At 70.9% G+C, this 16432-nt stretch carries 10 protein-coding genes and 1 tRNA gene; 2 read left to right on the top strand and 9 right to left on the bottom strand.

Going from position 1 to position 16432, the window contains the following annotated elements:
- Window positions 1–205: 205 nt before the first annotated feature.
- The 6 genes from E1202_RS17135 to E1202_RS17110 form a co-directional block, all read right to left on the bottom strand.
- A complete protein-coding gene (locus E1202_RS17135) occupies window positions 206–847 on the bottom strand; it encodes a hypothetical protein (RefSeq protein ID WP_132684155.1) in 642 nt (213 codons plus the stop codon).
- Window positions 840–1265, bottom strand: a complete 426-nt coding sequence (locus E1202_RS17130) for an acyl-CoA thioesterase (protein WP_132684154.1) — start codon at window positions 1263–1265, stop codon at window positions 840–842. Before E1202_RS17130 ends, E1202_RS17135 begins: the two co-directional genes overlap by 8 nt.
- 65 nt (window positions 1266–1330) lie before the next feature.
- A complete protein-coding gene (locus E1202_RS17125; protein ID WP_132684163.1) occupies window positions 1331–6265 on the bottom strand; it encodes an NAD-glutamate dehydrogenase in 4935 nt (1644 codons plus the stop codon).
- 141 nt (window positions 6266–6406) lie between these two features.
- Window positions 6407–8812, bottom strand: coding sequence for an ATP-binding protein (locus E1202_RS17120; protein WP_132684153.1), 2406 nt, complete (start codon window positions 8810–8812; stop codon window positions 6407–6409).
- A 29-nt stretch (window positions 8813–8841) separates the two neighbouring features.
- A complete protein-coding gene (ettA, locus tag E1202_RS17115) occupies window positions 8842–10515 on the bottom strand; it encodes an energy-dependent translational throttle protein EttA (protein ID WP_132684152.1) in 1674 nt (557 codons plus the stop codon).
- Between the two features lie 265 nt (window positions 10516–10780).
- Window positions 10781–12784 carry a cytochrome c oxidase assembly protein gene (locus E1202_RS17110; RefSeq protein WP_132684151.1) on the bottom strand — a complete coding sequence of 668 codons (2004 nt, stop codon included), beginning with the start codon at window positions 12782–12784 and terminating at the stop codon, window positions 10781–10783.
- Window positions 12785–12877: 93 nt separating this feature from the next.
- Between E1202_RS17110 and E1202_RS17105 the strand changes: the two genes are divergently transcribed.
- Together E1202_RS17105 and E1202_RS17100 are read left to right on the top strand one after the other, a co-directional pair.
- Entirely contained in the window at window positions 12878–13462 is a 585-nt protein-coding gene (locus tag E1202_RS17105) for a DUF3558 domain-containing protein (protein ID WP_235878554.1), read from the top strand.
- A 132-nt stretch (window positions 13463–13594) separates the two neighbouring features.
- Window positions 13595–13668, top strand: a tRNA-Arg gene (locus E1202_RS17100).
- Between the two features lie 108 nt (window positions 13669–13776).
- Here the strand turns inward: E1202_RS17100 and E1202_RS17095 are convergent.
- The 3 genes from E1202_RS17095 to E1202_RS17085 all read right to left on the bottom strand — a co-directional run bounded on the left by E1202_RS17095 (window position 13777) and on the right by E1202_RS17085 (window position 16415).
- Window positions 13777–14331 (bottom strand): DUF488 domain-containing protein, encoded by a 555-nt coding sequence (locus tag E1202_RS17095; protein WP_132684150.1) that lies wholly within the window; start codon window positions 14329–14331, stop codon window positions 13777–13779.
- Between the two features lie 225 nt (window positions 14332–14556).
- Window positions 14557–15534 (bottom strand): MaoC family dehydratase, encoded by a 978-nt coding sequence (locus tag E1202_RS17090; protein ID WP_132684149.1) that lies wholly within the window; start codon window positions 15532–15534, stop codon window positions 14557–14559.
- A complete protein-coding gene (locus E1202_RS17085) occupies window positions 15531–16415 on the bottom strand; it encodes an HpcH/HpaI aldolase/citrate lyase family protein (RefSeq protein WP_132684148.1) in 885 nt (294 codons plus the stop codon). The genes E1202_RS17090 and E1202_RS17085 overlap by 4 nt, the downstream gene beginning before the upstream one ends.
- Window positions 16416–16432 lie beyond the last annotated feature (17 nt).

Below are 16432 nucleotides of genomic sequence, written 5' to 3'. Positions count from 1 at the left end.
TGTATAAGAGACAGCAACCACCACCCCGAATACCGCCGCAATCAGAGCCCCGGTAACGGCCGTTATCAGGGGCACGGCCGCCGGACGCACGGAACCGCCGTAATCAGGGACCTGAAAACCGCCGTCATCGGGGGCACGGCCGGTGGGCACGTGGAAACCGCCGTGATCGGGGTCCGATCGCGGCGGTTTTCGGGTGTCGTGGGGGTTAGAGGAGGAGGGTGAGGAGGGCGTGGCGGCGGCGGACCACTGCGCCGAAGCGGGAGTCGAGGCGGAGCCAGGAATCGGTGGCGCTGACGCGGACGATCTCCTCCTCCGCCGGGGTGTTGACGAGGAATCCCATGCCGGAGAGGACGAACAGGCAGCGCAGCGGGACCTTCACGTCCAGACCCGAGCCCTGGACGGTGAAGACCTCCTGGTCCAGCAGCGACGCCGGGGGTGTGCCCTTCGGGCCCACGTTCTCCTTGGCGACGTCGATGCCGCGCTCCGCGACCTCGCCCACCAGGCGGGCCGGGAGGTCGTCGACGAGCTTCCAGCCGGTGGCCGGGGGCAGTTCCGAGCGCCACATGAGGTCCTTGGGCGCGCCGGGGTCCATCACGTCACCGCCGGCGACGGTCAGCGTGGCCAGCAGCTCGTTCCCGGAGATCGTCAGGTCGGCCGGGTCGACCGAGCCCTCCACCGAGCGGGTGGACAGCGCGTCGAACGGGGTGGCCGCCCAGACGTCCATGCGGTCGGTCCCGGGGCGGTTGCGCATCCGGACCATGGACTGGTTGTCCAGCCGGACGGCGCGGGCGACGAAAGCGCCGAGGTCCTCGCGCTCGGTGCGGTCGGGCATGCGGAGCTCAGGCACGGCCGGTCTCCAACTGCTCGGCCCGCCACTCCGACAGGAATCCCCGCTCGTCGTCGGTCAGCCGGCGGGGACGTCCGGCGCGGAGGTCGTAGGGCACCATCAGCGTCTCGGCGGTGCACACGGCTTCCTGCGCGACCGCGGTGTAGTCGATGACGAACGAGGCCGCCTTGAGGTCCCGCACCGACATCCGGACCTGCAACGACTTGGCCGCGTACATCAGCGGCGCGTGGTAGTCGATGACGATGCGGGCGACCACCATGCCCTCCGCCATGCCCAGCAGGCCCTGCTTCTCCGCTTCGGTGAACAGCAGATCGGCTCGTGCCTCCTCCAGCAACGTGATCGTCCTGGCGTGGTTGACGTGGCCGAACGCGTCCATGTCGGACCAGCGCAGGGCTACCTCGGCTACGTACGCGCCCACTGGGCCTTTCCTCTCTGCCGTGTTCGTGGTGGGCGGGGGCTGCGAACCCCCACCCACCACGATGGTCACCGGACCATGCTGCGGAGCTGACGCGCCGCCACCGACAGCGTGGCCAGGTCAAGCCGCCCGGAGCTCACGATCTGCTCCAGCGACGAGTTGGCCCGCGCCAGTCGCGCGGCGTTCGTCGACTCCCACCTGGCGATCTTCTCCTCCGAGCTCTCCTCCGGCTCCGAGGTCCGCAGGACGTCCACGGTGATCGCGCGCAGCGATGCGTAGAAATCATCCCGCAGCGCCAGCCTAGCCAGCGCGTGCCACCTGTTGCCGCGTTCGAGCTCGTTGACCGCGATCAGCATCCGCTCGACGTCCAGGTGCGCCCACAGCGCGTAGTACAGCTCGGCGCTCTCGCCCGGGCTGCGCTCGGCGGAGATCCCGGCGTCGCGTTCGCCGAGCTCGGCGACCTCCCGGATGTCCAGCAGCGCGTAGGCGTCGAGCAGCACCGCGACCCGCTCGGCCAGCGCCTCCGGCACACCGGCGGCCACCCAGCGCTCGATCTGCGCGGTCACGCCTTCGGCCGCGCGACCGCGCAGCAGTGCGCGCACGCTCGGCGTCAGCTCGGCGACGACCGGCCGGAACCGGGCGATCTCGGCGCCGATGGCCAGAGGCTGCGGCCGGTTGGTGAGGATCCACCGCGCCGCCCGGTCGAGCAGGCGCCGGCTCTCCAGCACCATCTCGTCGGCGATCGCGCTGGGCACCGAACCGCCCAGGGCGTCGATGTCGACCCACAGCTGCCGCAGGTCGTAGACGTTGGTGACGACCGCGAACGCCCGCACCACGTCGGTGGTCGACGCGCTGAGCTCCTCGGTCAGCCGGTAGGCGTAGGAGATGCCCGCACCGTCGACCATCTCGTTGACCAGCAGGGTCGTGATGATCTCGCGGCGCAGCGGGTGCGCGGAGATCGCGTCGCCGTAGCGCTCCCGCAGCGGCCGGGGGAAGTACTCCGGCAGCCGCTCTGCGAACGACTCGGTGTCGGGCAGGCCACTGGCCAGCACGTCCCGCTTGAGCTGGAGCTTGACGTGCGCCATCAGCGTCGCCAGCTCCGGCGAGGACAGGCCCTCTCCCGCCTTCTCCAGGTCGCGGAACGCCTTCTTGGTCGGCAGCGCCTCCAGCTCGCGGTCCAGGCCCGCGGACTGCTCCAGCGCGGCGACCTGCCGAGCGTGCACCGGCAGCATCGAGCCGGCGTGCGCCCGCGAGATGCCCAGCACCGCGTTCTGCCGGTGGTTGTCGGTGAGCACCAGCTCGCCGACCTCGTCGGTCATCTCGCCGAGCAGCTCGTTGCGCTGCTGACCGGTGAGCCTGCCCTCGGTGACCAGCTGGTCCAGCAGGATCTTGATGTTGACCTCGTGGTCGGAGCAGTCCACACCGGCGGAGTTGTCCAGCGCGTCGGTGTTGACCTTGCCGCCGTGGCGGGCGAACTCGATGCGCCCCAGCGAGGTCAGGCCGAGGTTGCCGCCCTCGCCGACGACCTTGACCCGCAGGTCGCCGCCGTTGACGCGCACGGCGTCGTTGGCCTTGTCGCCGACCTCGGCGTGCGTCTCGGTGGCCGACTTGACGTAGGTGCCGATGCCGCCGTTCCACAGCAGGTCGGCCGGTGCCAGCAGGATCCGCTTGATCAGCTCGGCCGGCGCCAGCTTGCTCACCGACTCGTCGATGCCCAGCGCCGCCCGGATCTGCGGGTTCAGCGGGATCGACTTCAGCGACCGCGACCACACGCCGCCGCCCTCGCTGATCTTGCCGCGGTCGTAGTCGTCCCAGGTCGAGCGCGGCAGCTCGAACAGCCTGCGCCGCTCGGCGTAGGAGACGGCCGCGTCCGGCTCCGGGTCGATGAAGATGTGCATGTGGTTGAACGCGGCCACCAACCGGATGTGCTCGGACAGCAGCATCCCGTTGCCGAACACGTCACCGGCCATGTCGCCGACGCCGACGACCGTGAACTCCTCGCTCTGGGTGTCGAGGTCGAGCTCGCGGAAGTGCCGCTTCACGCTCTCCCACGCACCCTTGGCGGTGATGCCCATGGCCTTGTGGTCGTAGCCGACCGAGCCGCCGGAGGCGAAGGCGTCGCCGAGCCAGAAGCCGTAGGACCGGGCCACGTCGTTGGCGATGTCGGAGAACGTCGCCGTTCCCTTGTCGGCCGCGACGACCAGGTAGGTGTCGTCGGCGTCGTGGCGCACCACGTCGCGCGCCGGGGCCACCTCCCCGCCGATCAGGTTGTCGGTGAGGTCGAGCAGTCCGGAGATGAACATCCGGTAGCAGGCCACGCCCTCGTCCAGCGACGCCTTGCGGTCCACCGCCGGGTCGCCGGTGGCCAGCGGCGGGCGCTTGACGACGAAGCCGCCCTTGGCGCCGACCGGCACGATCACCGCGTTCTTCACCGCCTGCGCCTTGACCAGGCCCAGGATCTCGGTGCGGAAGTCCTGCGGGCGGTCCGACCAGCGCAGACCACCGCGCGCCACGGAACCGAACCGCAGGTGCACGCCCTCCACCCACGGCGAGTACACGAAGATCTCGAACTGCGGCCGGGGCTCGGGCAGGCCGGGGATCTCGCGCGGTTCCAGCTTGAACGCCAGGAACGGGCGCTCCCGCTCGCTGGTGTCGACGTAGTAGTTGGTGCGCAGGGTGGCCCGGATCAGGCTGAGGTAGTTGCGCAGGATCCGGTCCACGTCGAGGCTGGTGACCTCGTCGATCAGCTCGGTGACCGACTCGGTGAGCTCGGTCTCGCGCGCCTTGCGGTCGGCTTCGCTGAGCTCGGGGTCGAAGCGGGCCTCGAACAGCCGCACCAGCGCGGTCGTGGTGGTGCGGTGCGCGAGGATCGAGTCCTCGATGTAGTCCTGCGTGTAGGCGATGCCGACCTGGCGGAGGTACTTGGCGTAGGCGCGCAGGACCGAGGCCTGCCGCCAGTTCAGCCCGGCCCGCAGCACCAGCGCGTTGAACCGGTCGACCTCGGCGTCGCCGAGCCAGATCGCGCGGAAGGCGTCCTCGAAGCGCTGCCGCAGCGAGTCCAGCAGCTGCGGGTCGGTGTTGTCGAGCAGGCCGGAGTCCAGCCGCAACCCGAAGTCGTAGATGTAGAACCGGTCGCCGGAGCTCTCCAGGGTCAGCTCGTAGGGTCGCTCGTCGACGACCTCCACGCCCATGCTCTGCAGCACCGGCAGCACCCGGGACAGCGTGACCCGGCCGCCGACGTAGAGCTTGAAGCGGCGCTGGCCGGCGCTGGCGTCGCGCGGCACGTAGAAGGACATGCGCAGGTCGTCGGGACCGCTCAGCGACTCCAGGCGTCGCAGGTCCTGCAGGCCCTCGGCGGCGCTGAAGTCCTCCTTGTAGGCCTCCGGGAAACCGGACGCGTAGTCCTGGCCGACCTGGCTGATGGCCTCCGACAGCGCGCGAGCCGGTCCGCCGCCCGCTCCTCGTCCGGAGCGCTCGGCGTCGACCTCGGCGACCATCTCGTCGTCCCAGGTGTGGATGGCCTCGTCGAGCCGCTGCTGGATGCGCGCGAGGTTCGGCTCGATCTCGTCCTCGGGATCGGTGTGGACCACGAAATGCACTCGCGCCAGCGTGGATTCGCCCACGCGCGTGCTGTACTCCAGCCCGGTGCCGCTGAGCTCGTCGAGCAGCACCTCCTGCATGGCCAGCCGGGAGCTGGTCGTGTAGCGGTCCCGCGGCAGGTAGACCAGGCAGGAGAAGAACCGGCCGTAGGGGTCGCGCCGCAGGAACGGCTTGAGCTTGCGGCGCTCGGCGAGCGCCAGCACGCCGGTGAGGGTCTCCTGCAGGGTCTCGAAGTCCGTGGAGAACAGCTCGGTGCGCGGGTAGCTCTGGATCTCCTCCAGCATGCGCTGGCCCGAGTAGGACTCCAGCGGGAACCCGGCCCGGTGGATCACTTCGCGCACGCGGCGTTCCACGAACGGGATGTCCAGGACGTCCTCGTGCAGCGCGGTCGTGGTGAACAGCCCGAGGAAGCGGTGCTCACCGCTGACCCGCCCGGAGTCGTCGAAGGTCTTGACGCCCACGTAGAACGGGTGAACCGGACGGTGCACTGTGGACGGTGCGCCGGCCTGGGTGAGCACCAGCAGCCCCTTGGACAGCGACTTGGAGTCCGGGCCGTTGGTCAGGCTCCGCGAGGCGATGCTGTCGCTGCGCAGCACGCCCAGCCCGGAGGCCAGCACGGCCTGCAGCGCATCGCCGTCGTCCTCGACGAGCTCGTAGTGCCGGTAGCCGAGGAAGGTGAAGTGGCCGTCGGCGAGCCAGCGCAGCAGGCCGGCGCCGTCGGCGACCTCCTCGGTCGGCAGCGGCGGCGGGTTCTTCTCCAGCTCGTCGGCCAGCGCGCGGACGCAGGAGTGCATCCGCTCGGTGTCCTCGACGACCTCGCGCACGTCGTTGAGGACGCCGTCGAGGTTCTGCTTGAGCGCCGCGAGGCGGTCGAGGTCGACGACCTGCCCGACCTCGACGAACATCCAGCTCTCCGCCATGGCACCGGCGGGCGGGTCGGACGGGTCGGCCTCCGGGAGCACTTCCAGGAGCTCACCGGCGAGGTCTCGTCTGACCACGACGATGGGGTGGATGACCCGCAGCACGTCGGCGTTGTCGCGGCCGAGCTCGGCGATCAGCGAGTCCACCAGGTACGGCATGTCGTCGGTGACCGTCTGCACGACCGTGGCCTGGCTCTGCCAGCCGTGGTCGTCGAGGGTCGGGTTGAAGATCTGCACCAGGGGGCGTCCGGCGGCGCGGCTCGCGGCCAGCCGGTGGTGCGATCTGAGGGCTCCGACCAGGTCGTTCGGGTCGTCGTCGACGAGCTCTTCGGCCGGGACGTGGCGGTAGTAGGTGCGCAGCAGCTCGTCGAGTTCGGGAGCGAACTCGACGGCTCGGTCCAGCAACCGCCGCTTGGCCATTTCGGGGTTCTCGGACTGCTCGCCGGTCGTTCCGGTCTGCACGTGTCCGGGATTCGAGGTCATGTCAGGCAGCTCCACGCTTAACGGCACCTCGTTGTGCCAACAGGTTCCACTCTAAGACTGCCAGTTCCCGCTCACGGGGCCGGGATCTGACTGCGGACCGCGGGTGAAAACAGACGCAACGATCGATGTCCACGAGGTTTCTCAGAGCAACGGATCCGCTGCCGCACTACCGAATCCGGGTGCGCGGTGGCGGGCCCGGAAGCCCGTTCGTTGATCATCCTCTGTGGACCGATGGCGCTTGCGCGGGGTCTCACCGCCGGTGTCGTGATCCGTGTGTTTCGAATCGCTGTCCCTGTAGCTGTCGCCGTAGCCCGGCTCACCGTAACCGGGATTGTGATCGCTGCCATACCCTACGGCAGCGATTCCCTCGCTGACCTGCTGCTTCGCTTCATCGGTGCGGCCGGCGTTGTAGGCCATGAGCGCGTCGGCGAGCAGGTCCGCCAGGCTCGCGTCCGGGCTCGGCTCCGGGGGCACCGGGTCGGGTTCCGGGACGCTGAACCGGAAGCTCGGGTTGGTGTCCTCGGCCGCCGTCGACGGCGGAGCCGGAGGCTCGGGCTCCGGAACGGCCTGCTCCGGCTGGAACGCGGCGAGCGGATCGGGGTCGGCGTGCCGGGCGCGGCGCCGGGACGGCCGGTGGTCGGCGGGCAGCTGGAGGTCGGCGCGGATCTCGGCCAGCGACTTGCCCCGGGACCGGCGCCCGCCCTGCGGCACGTCGTCGTCGGCGACCTGCTCCCGGATCTCCTCGGGCGGTTCCTGGACCGGGAAGCCGTGCGGCGGTGTCGCGGGCTCCGGCTCGCGGGTGTGCCCGCGGCGGTCGTGGGCCTCGGTGATGCGTCGCAGGCTGTCGGCCGCCGCCACCAGCGGATCACCGCTCCACCGCTGCGCCGGGTCGTCGTCGTAGTCGTCCTCGTAGCCACCGGATTCGTCGTCCTCGGCGGACTGGGGCTCGGCGGCAGAACCTGCCTGCTCGGACTCGCCGGAAGGCCACCAAGCGCCGGAGGAGCGCGGTGACTCCTGCGCGGCCGGTTCTTCCGGTCCGGAGCCGAACATCTCGCTCGGCGACACCGCGTCGAACGCCACCCGAGGCTCGGGCATCGACCGCTGCTCAGCGGCGTGCTCGTCCTCGACGGGGGCGGGCTCGGCGTCCTCGGTCTCCTTGGCCGCGCGGCTGGTCAGCGCCTCCATCAGCAGCCGAGCCGCGTCGTGGGCCTCGGCGTAACGGCCACGCCTGGGCGCGGCCGGCTCGGGAACAACGGGCTCGTGCCGGACCGGCTCGGCAACGGCCGGTTCGGGGCTGACGGGCGCGGCCGGTTCGGCGGCGACCTCGTCATGGCTGGTCACCACGGGTTCGGCAGGAGCCGGTTCGTGCTCGGGAACCACGGGCTCGGGAACGACGGGAGCAGCCGCCACAGGCACGACGGGCTCGCGAACGAGGGGTTCGACCGGTGCGGCCGCGACGGGCTCGGGCACCGCCGCCACGACGGGTGTCCGCCGACCGCGCGGCACGTCGGCCTCCGCCGGGTACGCGTTGAGCAGGCTGACCCGCGCGTGGTGCACGGACGCCCGCCACCGCCGGTCGGCGGAGTAGGCGCCGCGCAGCGCCTGCAACGCCTCGGAGATCTCCTCCACGCGCTCGTGCGCGCGGGAGAGGGCGTTGAGCGCCTCGGCGAGCAACCCGTCCAGCTTGTGCCGCTCGGAGATCGCGGCGGTCTCGGCGAGCACCCGCAGGGCGGCCTCGTGATCCCCGGCGGGCAGGTGCACGCGGGTGGCCAGCGCCAGCCCGAGCCACCCGGTGGGTCCGGCGGCGGCCGCGCGGACGGGTTCGGCGAGCACGGCCTGGCTGGTCTCGACGGCTTCGACGCGATGGCCCTGGTCGAGCAGGGCGTGCACGCGCTCCAGCAGCAACCGGGTCTGGATCTCGCCGGCTTCGGCCTCCGGGTCGCTGAGCCGCCGCAGCAGCTCCAGCCCCGCGTCGGTGGCGGCGACGGCCTCGCCGAACTCGCCGAGCCTGCGGCAGTGCGCGGCCCGGACCACCCACACGCGGGCCTTGAGCACGCGGGTGAGGTCCTGGTCGGCGTCGCAGTCGGCGTAGAGGCGCTCGGCCTCGTCGAGGGCCTGGCTGCGCTCGTCGACGTCCTGATGGGCGGGCAGCGCCGAAGCCAGAGCCAGCAGGGCGTGGGCGCGGACGGTGGGGTCGACCCGCTCGTGCGCCAGCTCGCGGCGCAGGATGCGGACGGCCACCTCGTGGCTGCCCGCGCTGACCGCGCACCAGCCGAGCTCGATGCGCAGCCGGGTCAGGACGTCGCCGCCCGACGCCTCGGCGTCGCGGACGGCGGCGAGCGCCCGGCCGGTGGCCGAGACGCCGCGTCCCAGCCGGTTGGCGGCGAACAGGGCCAGCGCCTCGGCGCGCAACCGCGCGCCCCGGTCGCCGGTGCGCCTGGCGAACGTGACCGCTCTGTCGCTGAGCACCAATGCCAGTTCCGGGACTCGCCACCGCATCTGCCACGCGGTTTCGAGCAACCCTTCCACCGAGCTGGGCTCTGCCACAGCGGCCACGCTCGCCAAGGCGCCTCCGTTCAGCCGCGGGTCAACTTGCGATGGGTAACCCGGTGCGGTCGGGCTGCGTCGGCGCCCAGCCGCTCGATCTTGTTCTGCTCGTACCCCTCGAAGTTACCTTCGAACCAGAACCACTTGGCCGGGTTCTCGTCATCTCCTTCCCACGCGAGGATGTGCGTGGCGACGCGGTCCAGGAACCAGCGGTCGTGGGAGATGACCACAGCGCAGCCGGGGAACTGCTCGAGCGCGTTCTCCAGCGATCCCAGGGTCTCGACGTCCAGGTCGTTGGTCGGCTCGTCCAGCAGGATCAGGTTGCCGCCGGACTTGAGCGTCAGGGCCAGGTTCAGCCGGTTGCGCTCACCACCGGAGAGCACGCCCGCGGGCTTCTGCTGGTCCGGGCCCTTGAAGCCGAACGCGCTGACGTAGGCGCGCGAGGGCATCTCGACCTGGCCGACCTGGATGTAGTCCAGCCCGTCGGACACGACCTCCCACACGTTCTTGTCGGGGTCGATGTTCGCGCGGTTCTGGTCCACGTAGGACAGCTTGACGGTGTCGCCGACCTTGACCGTGCCGCTGTCGGGCTCTTCGAGTCCGACGATGGTCTTGAACAGCGTGGTCTTGCCGACGCCGTTCGGGCCGATGACGCCGACGATGCCGTTGCGCGGCAGGCTGAACGACAGGTCGTCGATCAGCAGCTCGTCGAAGCCCTTCTTGAGGTGCTCGACCTCGACCACCGTGTTGCCCAGGCGCGGGCCCGGCGGGATCTGGATCTCCTCGAAGTCGAGCTTGCGGGTCTTCTCCGCCTCGTTGGCCATCTCCTCGTAGCGCGACAGACGGGCGCGCGACTTGGTCTGCTTGGCCTTGGCGTTGGAGCGGACCCACTCCAGCTCGTCCTTGAGGCGCTTCTGCAGCTTGGCGTCCCGCTTGCCCTGGACCGCCAGGCGCTCCTGCTTCTTCTCCAGGTAGGTGGAGTAGTTGCCCTCGTAGGGGTAGGTGCGACCGCGGTCGAGCTCCAGGATCCAGCCGGCGACGTTGTCCAGGAAGTACCTGTCGTGCGTCACGGCGAGGACGGCGCCCGGGTAGTTGGCCAGGAACTGCTCCAGCCAGAGCACGCTCTCGGCGTCGAGGTGGTTGGTGGGCTCGTCGAGCAGCAACAGGTCGGGCTTGCTCAGCAGCAGCTTGCACAGGGCGACTCGCCGTCGCTCACCACCGGAGAGGTGCGTCACCTCGGCGTCCGGCGGCGGGCAGCGCAGGGCGTCCATCGCCTGCTCCAGCTGGGAGTCCAGTTCCCACGCGTCCGCGTGGTCCAGGTCCTCCTGGAGCTTGCCCATCTCCTCCATCAACTCGTCGGAGTAGTCGGTCGCGAGCTGCTCGGCGATCTCGTTGAAGCGGTTGAGCTTCACCTTGATCTCGCCGACGCCCTCCTCGACGTTGCCGAGGACCGTCTTCTCCTCGTTCAACGGGGGTTCCTGCTGCATGATGCCCACGGTGTAACCCGGCGACAGGAACGCTTCACCGTTGTTCGGCTGGTCGAGTCCCGCCATGATGCGCAGCACGGTCGACTTGCCAGCCCCGTTCGGCCCGACGACGCCGATCTTGGCGCCCGGGTAGAACTGGATGGTCGCGTTGTCGAGGATGACCTTGTCACCATGCGTCTTGCGCACGTTTTTCATGGTGTAAATGAACTCGGCCATGCCACGAATCGTAGTTGCGTCCCACCCGGCACCGCGCATGCGGGCCCCCGGCATGACGTCAGGCAAGCGGCGAAGCCGCTTTCTCCGTGCCCCACCCTCGCGACCTGCACCGCCGCGGGTTGTCAGACGTCGTCTGGCGAGGACAACCGAAGCGCCGCGCATTGGCATGCATCAGTCTCGGATCCCGGAGCCGGACGGCGTCTGAGGTTCCGCTTCCGGCGCCGCCAGGCACCCAGACCGCGGAGCAGTTGATCAGTGAAAAAGATCAGTCCTTCTCAGCGAGCCGCCGAAGCATCTCGTTGTAGGCGGTGAGGTCGGCGTCACCGTCCTTGTCGGCCTTGCGATCGATCCGCCGCGCCTGCCGGTCGTCCGCGCGGGACCACTGGATCAGCAGCGCCAGCATCACCACGACCAGCGGCACCTCACCGGACGCCCACGCCAGGCCGCCGCCGAGCCGCTGGTCGGCGAGCAGGTCGGTCAGCCACGGCAGGTCGAGGCTGCGGTAGAAGTCACCGCCGATGGGCTTGGCGGACATCATCAGCGCGATGCCGAAGAAGGCGTGGAAGGGCATCGAGGCGAAGACCATCCCGACCTTGCCGATGGGCGGCAGCTGGCGCGGCGACGGGTCGATGCCGATGACCGGCCAGTAGAAGACGTAGCCGACCAGCAGGAAGTGCGCGTTCATCGCCAGGTGCGCCCAGTGCTGGCTCAGCGCCAGGTCGAACAGGCCGGTGAAGTACAGGGCGTAGAACGAGCCCACGAACAGCACGAGCGCGACGATCGGGTGGGTGAGCGCGCGGGTCAGCGGCGAGTTGACGAACGCCACCAGCCACTCGCGGGGCCCGGCGGGCATCCCCTGCCCCGCGGGCTTGAGCACGCGCAGCGCCAGCGAGGTCGGTCCGCCCAGCACCAGCAGAACCGGCGCTAGCATGGACAGCAGCATGTGCTGCCCCATGTGCACGCTGAACACGGCGGGCGCGTAGCGGCCGACACCGGCGGAGGTGGCGACGAGGATCGTCAGGCAGCCGCACAGCCAGGCGGTGGTGCGGCCGACCGGCCACTCGTCGCCCCGGGACTTGAGCCGCAGCACGCCCCACAGGTAGAGGCCGGCCATGACCAGCGCCGCTGTTCCGTAGACGAGGTCGAAGCGGAAGTCGAACAGCAGCCGCAGGGTGTCCGGCGGCGCGTCGAGCGTGTAGCCGATGATCAGCTCGGTGCGGCTGGGCACGGTGGCGTAGCCGCCGGGCGGCGGGGTGCGGCCGAGCGCCACCGCGACGCCGATCGTCGCGAACATGATCAGCACCTCGACGGCGCCGAGCCGCAGCAGCCCGGAGGATCCCGCTTCCAGCCGGGCGACGACCTTGTTGCGCTGCACGTATCCGAACGCGCCGAGCACCAGCAGGCCGGCGACCTTGAGCAGGACCAGCAGGCCGTAGGTGGAGCCGAACAGCTGCTCCGGCGTGACCCGCACCAGCGCGTTGATCACCCCGGACAGGGCCATCGCGATCCAGCTGACCAGGGCGATCACCGAGAACCGGCGGGCGACCAGCGGCAGGTGCGCCCCGCCTCGGGCGGCGTGGGCGATCAGGGCGATCAGCCCGCCCACCCACAGCACGGCTCCGACCAGGTGGAACAGCAGGCTGTTGGTGGCGATGTCGTGGGCGCCGCCGCTGGCGGAGTGGCCGGTGGCGATGACCGGCAGCAGCCCGGCCAGGCCGAGCGCGAAGGTCACCACGGTCCAGCCCCACGACAGCACGATCCGGCAGGCCAGGGCGACGAGGAACGCGATCACCGCGGTCAGCGCCCAGGCCTTGGCCTCTTCGAGCGCGTCGATCAAGCCGAACAGGACGTCGGCGCTGAGCACCTCGTTCACCGGGCGCCCGGTGGCGTCCGCGCAGATGAACGGGACTATCAGGGCGGCGCCGACGAACCACGCCGAGGCGGCCCAGCCCGCCGTGCGCACCGCCGCGTAGCCGTCGGCGAGCAGCGCGCCGGAGCGGTTGGCGGGGATGCCGAAGGACGCCAGCAGCAGCGAACCGATGGCCACCGCGGACCCGGTCTCGGCGAGGACCCGCACCACGGGCAGCCCGTACTGGGTCACGGGACCCGGGTCGGGCAGTCCGAGCAGGGCGTAGTTGGCTCCGGCGGACAGCGTGGTCAGGGCGGCGGCGATCAGCGCCGCGAGCACTCCTGCGGTGAAGACCAGCACTCCGACCGTGCCGGAAGCACTGCGCCTGGGATTCGGTTCGGCGACGGACTCTGATGGCACACACCGAGCGTAACGGCCCTCGTGTCGGCTTCACCGGTCAGGATGGCGCACCTGGGCGTGGTCTCGCGCACTCCGCGCCGCTACGGTTATCCCGTGCCGAATGTCCGTCACCGCCTACCGCGGGTGCTCGCGCTGTGCGTCCTGATCGGCGGATCGGCGCTGAGCGGCTGTTCGACCGCCGTGGTGGGCAGCCCCATCCCCGCGGCGGGGTTCCAGGAGCACCCCGAGACGCCGCGGACGCGGTCGGCGATCGCGCAACCACCGCGCATCCCGGCCCCGCGCGGCGAGGTCGACCCGTGCACCCTGCTCACCCCCGACGACCTGGTCCCGGTCGGCGGCGTGGCGGGTCCTCCGCACCCGGGCAACCCGGTGCCGGGCGCGTGCGCGCACCTGCTCGGCGGCCACCCGGACGACACGGCGGCCGCCGGCTTCCACGAGCCGCTCCCGTCGATCGCCCAGCGCCAACCACGCGGCGTCGAAGTGGACGTGCGGGGTTACTCCAGCTGGCTGTACTGCGAACCGGTGACGGGCTACCAGACGTGCACGGCCGCGACGGCGATCCGATCGGACAGATCACTGCTGACGATGCTGTCGCTCAAGGACGCCTCAGCAGCGGACACCGCCGACCGGCTCTTCGGCCTGACCACCGCGGCGCTGCGGAAACTGCCCCCGGCATAGCCCGCTTGCCGGTTGTCGAAAAGCTTGCCGTTAGGTACCGGCTCGGCAACGTTGCCGCGTAGATCCCACAAGCGATGCGGCCGACCGCTACCCTGCTTGCTGCACAACGTCGGGCATACCGCCCACCAAACGGCCCCCATAGCTCAGCCGGATAGAGCAAAGGACTTCTAATCCTTAGGTCGCAGGTTCGAGTCCTGCTGGGGGCGCAAACCCCCTGGTGAGCAAGCGGGGGTTGATCCCTTCGAAGATCAACCGCCCACTTCCCGGGTGTCCGAGGCTCTCCCGCGCACCGCCCTTCCCCGGGCCAATCGCGATCAGGGAGGGTAGGTCACGGACAGGTCATCGGCGACAGATGGTTCCGCGCCCCACTCGCCCAGCTCGTGGCGATGGGGCGGCCGGCCACCGATCAGGTGCCAGACCACCCACCCTCTGGCCACCAGGCTGTTGGCGATCAGCAGGCGGTGGCAACGCCAGGGCACCGGCTCCCCGCACATGACGACGGTCCGCCGGGAAGCCGCCGACGCCTCCAGCCCTTCGAGGCCCCGCCGGTACGGCTCGGTCAGCGCGTAGTCCGCGTAGTTCTTCAAACCGGTGTTGCGCCAGCCGGCGTTGATCTCCGGATCGACGTCCTGCCGCTTGCGGCGCCCGCTGAGCTCTGGTGAGTGCAGGTAGTCGATGCCGATGTCGTCGAGCCAGTGCTGCATCCGGTCGGCGTCGAACTGCGGACTGCGCCGAGAGCCGGGGAGCGCGCGCACGTCGACCAGGAGCTCGATGTCGTGCGCGAGCAGCGGGTCGAGGAACTCCGGCTTCGGGCAGGTCCAGTGCCCGATGGTCCAGAGCTCGGCCGGGCCCTTCCGGTCGGCTGTCACGATCGCGGACCCACGAGCTGGACGCCCCAGGACGTGCGAGACGACACAGTTCCCCCTGACGCGTCGGCAGGACCTCGACGCTCTCCGGTCTGAGCGCCGTTCCAGACCCAGTCAAGCACCACCGCGGTCCAGACCTGCGACGAAACGCGCCAGGGCCCGGCGCCGACAGCGGGTCGCGTGCCCGGAGGCGCACCCCGGGTCGGACCAGCTGCCGGCCACCGGCGTTCACGGCACGAGCGCGGCGAACCTCCAGTCGAGGACGTCACGCTGTTCCGGGCCGTCGGCGGTCACCCGACTGCGGAGGTGCGCCAGGACGCCGTTGCCGGACCCGTCCAGTCGCTCGACGGTGATCGTGCTGCGCAGCGTGTCACCTTCGAACACCGGACCCAGGTGCTCGCAGCTGTGCCAGCCGGTCACGGTCGCGATGCCGGGCAGCGCCCGCGTCGCCTGGGCCAGCGCGAGGCCGATGGTGTGGCCGCCGTAGACCAGCCGACGGCCGCCGCCGACCGCTGCGTCGTGGTGGACCTTGGCGACGTTGAGCGTGAGCCGGGCCAGCTCGGGCGCGCTGGAGACGACGTCACCGCCCCCGACCTCGATCACCTGGCCCTCGGTCAGCTCCGCAGAAGCCGGACCGCGTCCGCGCAGCGGGTCGAGGTCCCACCCGCCGGTCACCGCCGTCAGCGACTCGTTCGATGCCGCCGCACCGACGGCGTCGAGGTCGTCCGCGTGGCCGGTCCGCGCCTCCGGGTCGCGCAACGGCAGCATGGCGCAACGCCAGAAGTCCAGCACCGGTGCGCCGTTCTGGTCGGCGGTGGTGATGCGCAGCGCGGCGAGCCCGGTGGGCCGGCGCCCTTCGCGCGCCCGGTTCTGGCGCAGGGCGACGACTTCCGTGCGGCTGCGCAGCGTGTCGCCGAGGTGCGGTGCGCGGCGGAACACCAACCCGCGGTAGAACAGGTTGGCCTTCACGTGATGCGTCGCCGCGGTGGACTGGCCGATCGCCACGTCCCACACGAGCGCGGGCGAAGCGAGCGCGGGAGCCCCCGTCACGGAAGCCGAGAGCCCGTCGTCCAGCGGCAGCGCCAGGCGTTCTCCGATGATCGAGCGATGCGCTTGTGCCAGCCCCGAGGTGAGCGTCAGACCCGGTGCGGAGTCGAAGACCTGCCCGACGCTCAGCTCGTCGAAGTGCGGTCCTTCGGCGATCACGCGGCTCCCGCCTTGGCCAGGGTGCGGCGAGCGGCGACGGCGACGGCCTCGTCGATCATCTGCCCGTCCAGCGCCACGGCGCCGCTGGCGTCGCGGTGCGCTGCGGCGAGCTCGTCGAGCACCTGGCGCGCGTGCCGGACCTCTCCCTCGTCCGGGGTGAACGCGGCGATGACCGGCGCGACCTGACGCGGGTGGATGACCCACTTGCCGTCGAAGCCGAGGTTCGCTGCGCGCTCGACCTCGCCGGAGAAGTCCTCGCCGGTCCCGACGCCGAGGTGCGGGCCGTCAACGGCGGCGATCCCGGCAGCGCGGGCGGCGGTCAGCACGGCGTGCTGCGAGGGCAACCAGGCGCCCGGGACCGGGGTGCCGCTGCGGCCCAGCGACGCGGCGAGGTCCGCGTAACCGAGGATCACCGCGCGCAACCGGTCCGAGCCCGCCGCGATCTCGGTGACGTTGGTCAACCCGGTCGCGGTCTCGATCAACGCCTGCAGTCCGAGCGGTTCGGTCCGCCCCGCCGCCGCTTCGACGCCGGTCAGCAACCGATCGGCGAAGGCGAGGTCTCCGACCGTCTCGACCTTGGGCAGGACGAGGGAGAACGGCAATCCTCGGACGCGCGCGCACGCCTCGACATCGGCGTGGCACCAAGGCGAACCGGCCGGGTTGACCCGAACGGCGAGCGCGACTCCGGGGGCCTCGGCGGTGGACAGCCACTCCACCACCTGCTCCCTCGCCGCCGCTTTGCGGTGCGGTGGAACGGAATCCTCCAGGTCCACCACCACCTCGTCCGCGCCCGCGCGCACCGCCTTGCCGATCATCCCGGGGTCGGTGCCCGGCACGGAGAGGCAGCAGCGCTGCGGCCGGAAGCCGGTCGTGTCGTCCATGTCCTCACTCCTCCAGG

The sequence above is a fragment of the Saccharopolyspora karakumensis genome (assembly GCF_004349225.1).
Taxonomy (GTDB): Bacteria; Actinomycetota; Actinomycetes; order Mycobacteriales; family Pseudonocardiaceae; genus Saccharopolyspora; species Saccharopolyspora endophytica.
This window is presented reverse-complemented; position numbering and strand designations above follow the sequence as displayed.

Excerpts from the sequence above, each read along its gene's own strand:
- E1202_RS17085 (WP_132684148.1), bottom strand. The coding sequence starts at position 16,415 with ATGGACGACACGACCGGCTTCCGGCCGCAGCGCTGCTGCCTCTCCGTG.
- E1202_RS17125 (WP_132684163.1), bottom strand. The coding sequence starts at position 6,265 with ATGACCTCGAATCCCGGACACGTGCAGACCGGAACGACCGGCGAGCAG.
- ettA (WP_132684152.1), bottom strand. The coding sequence starts at position 10,515 with ATGGCCGAGTTCATTTACACCATGAAAAACGTGCGCAAGACGCATGGT.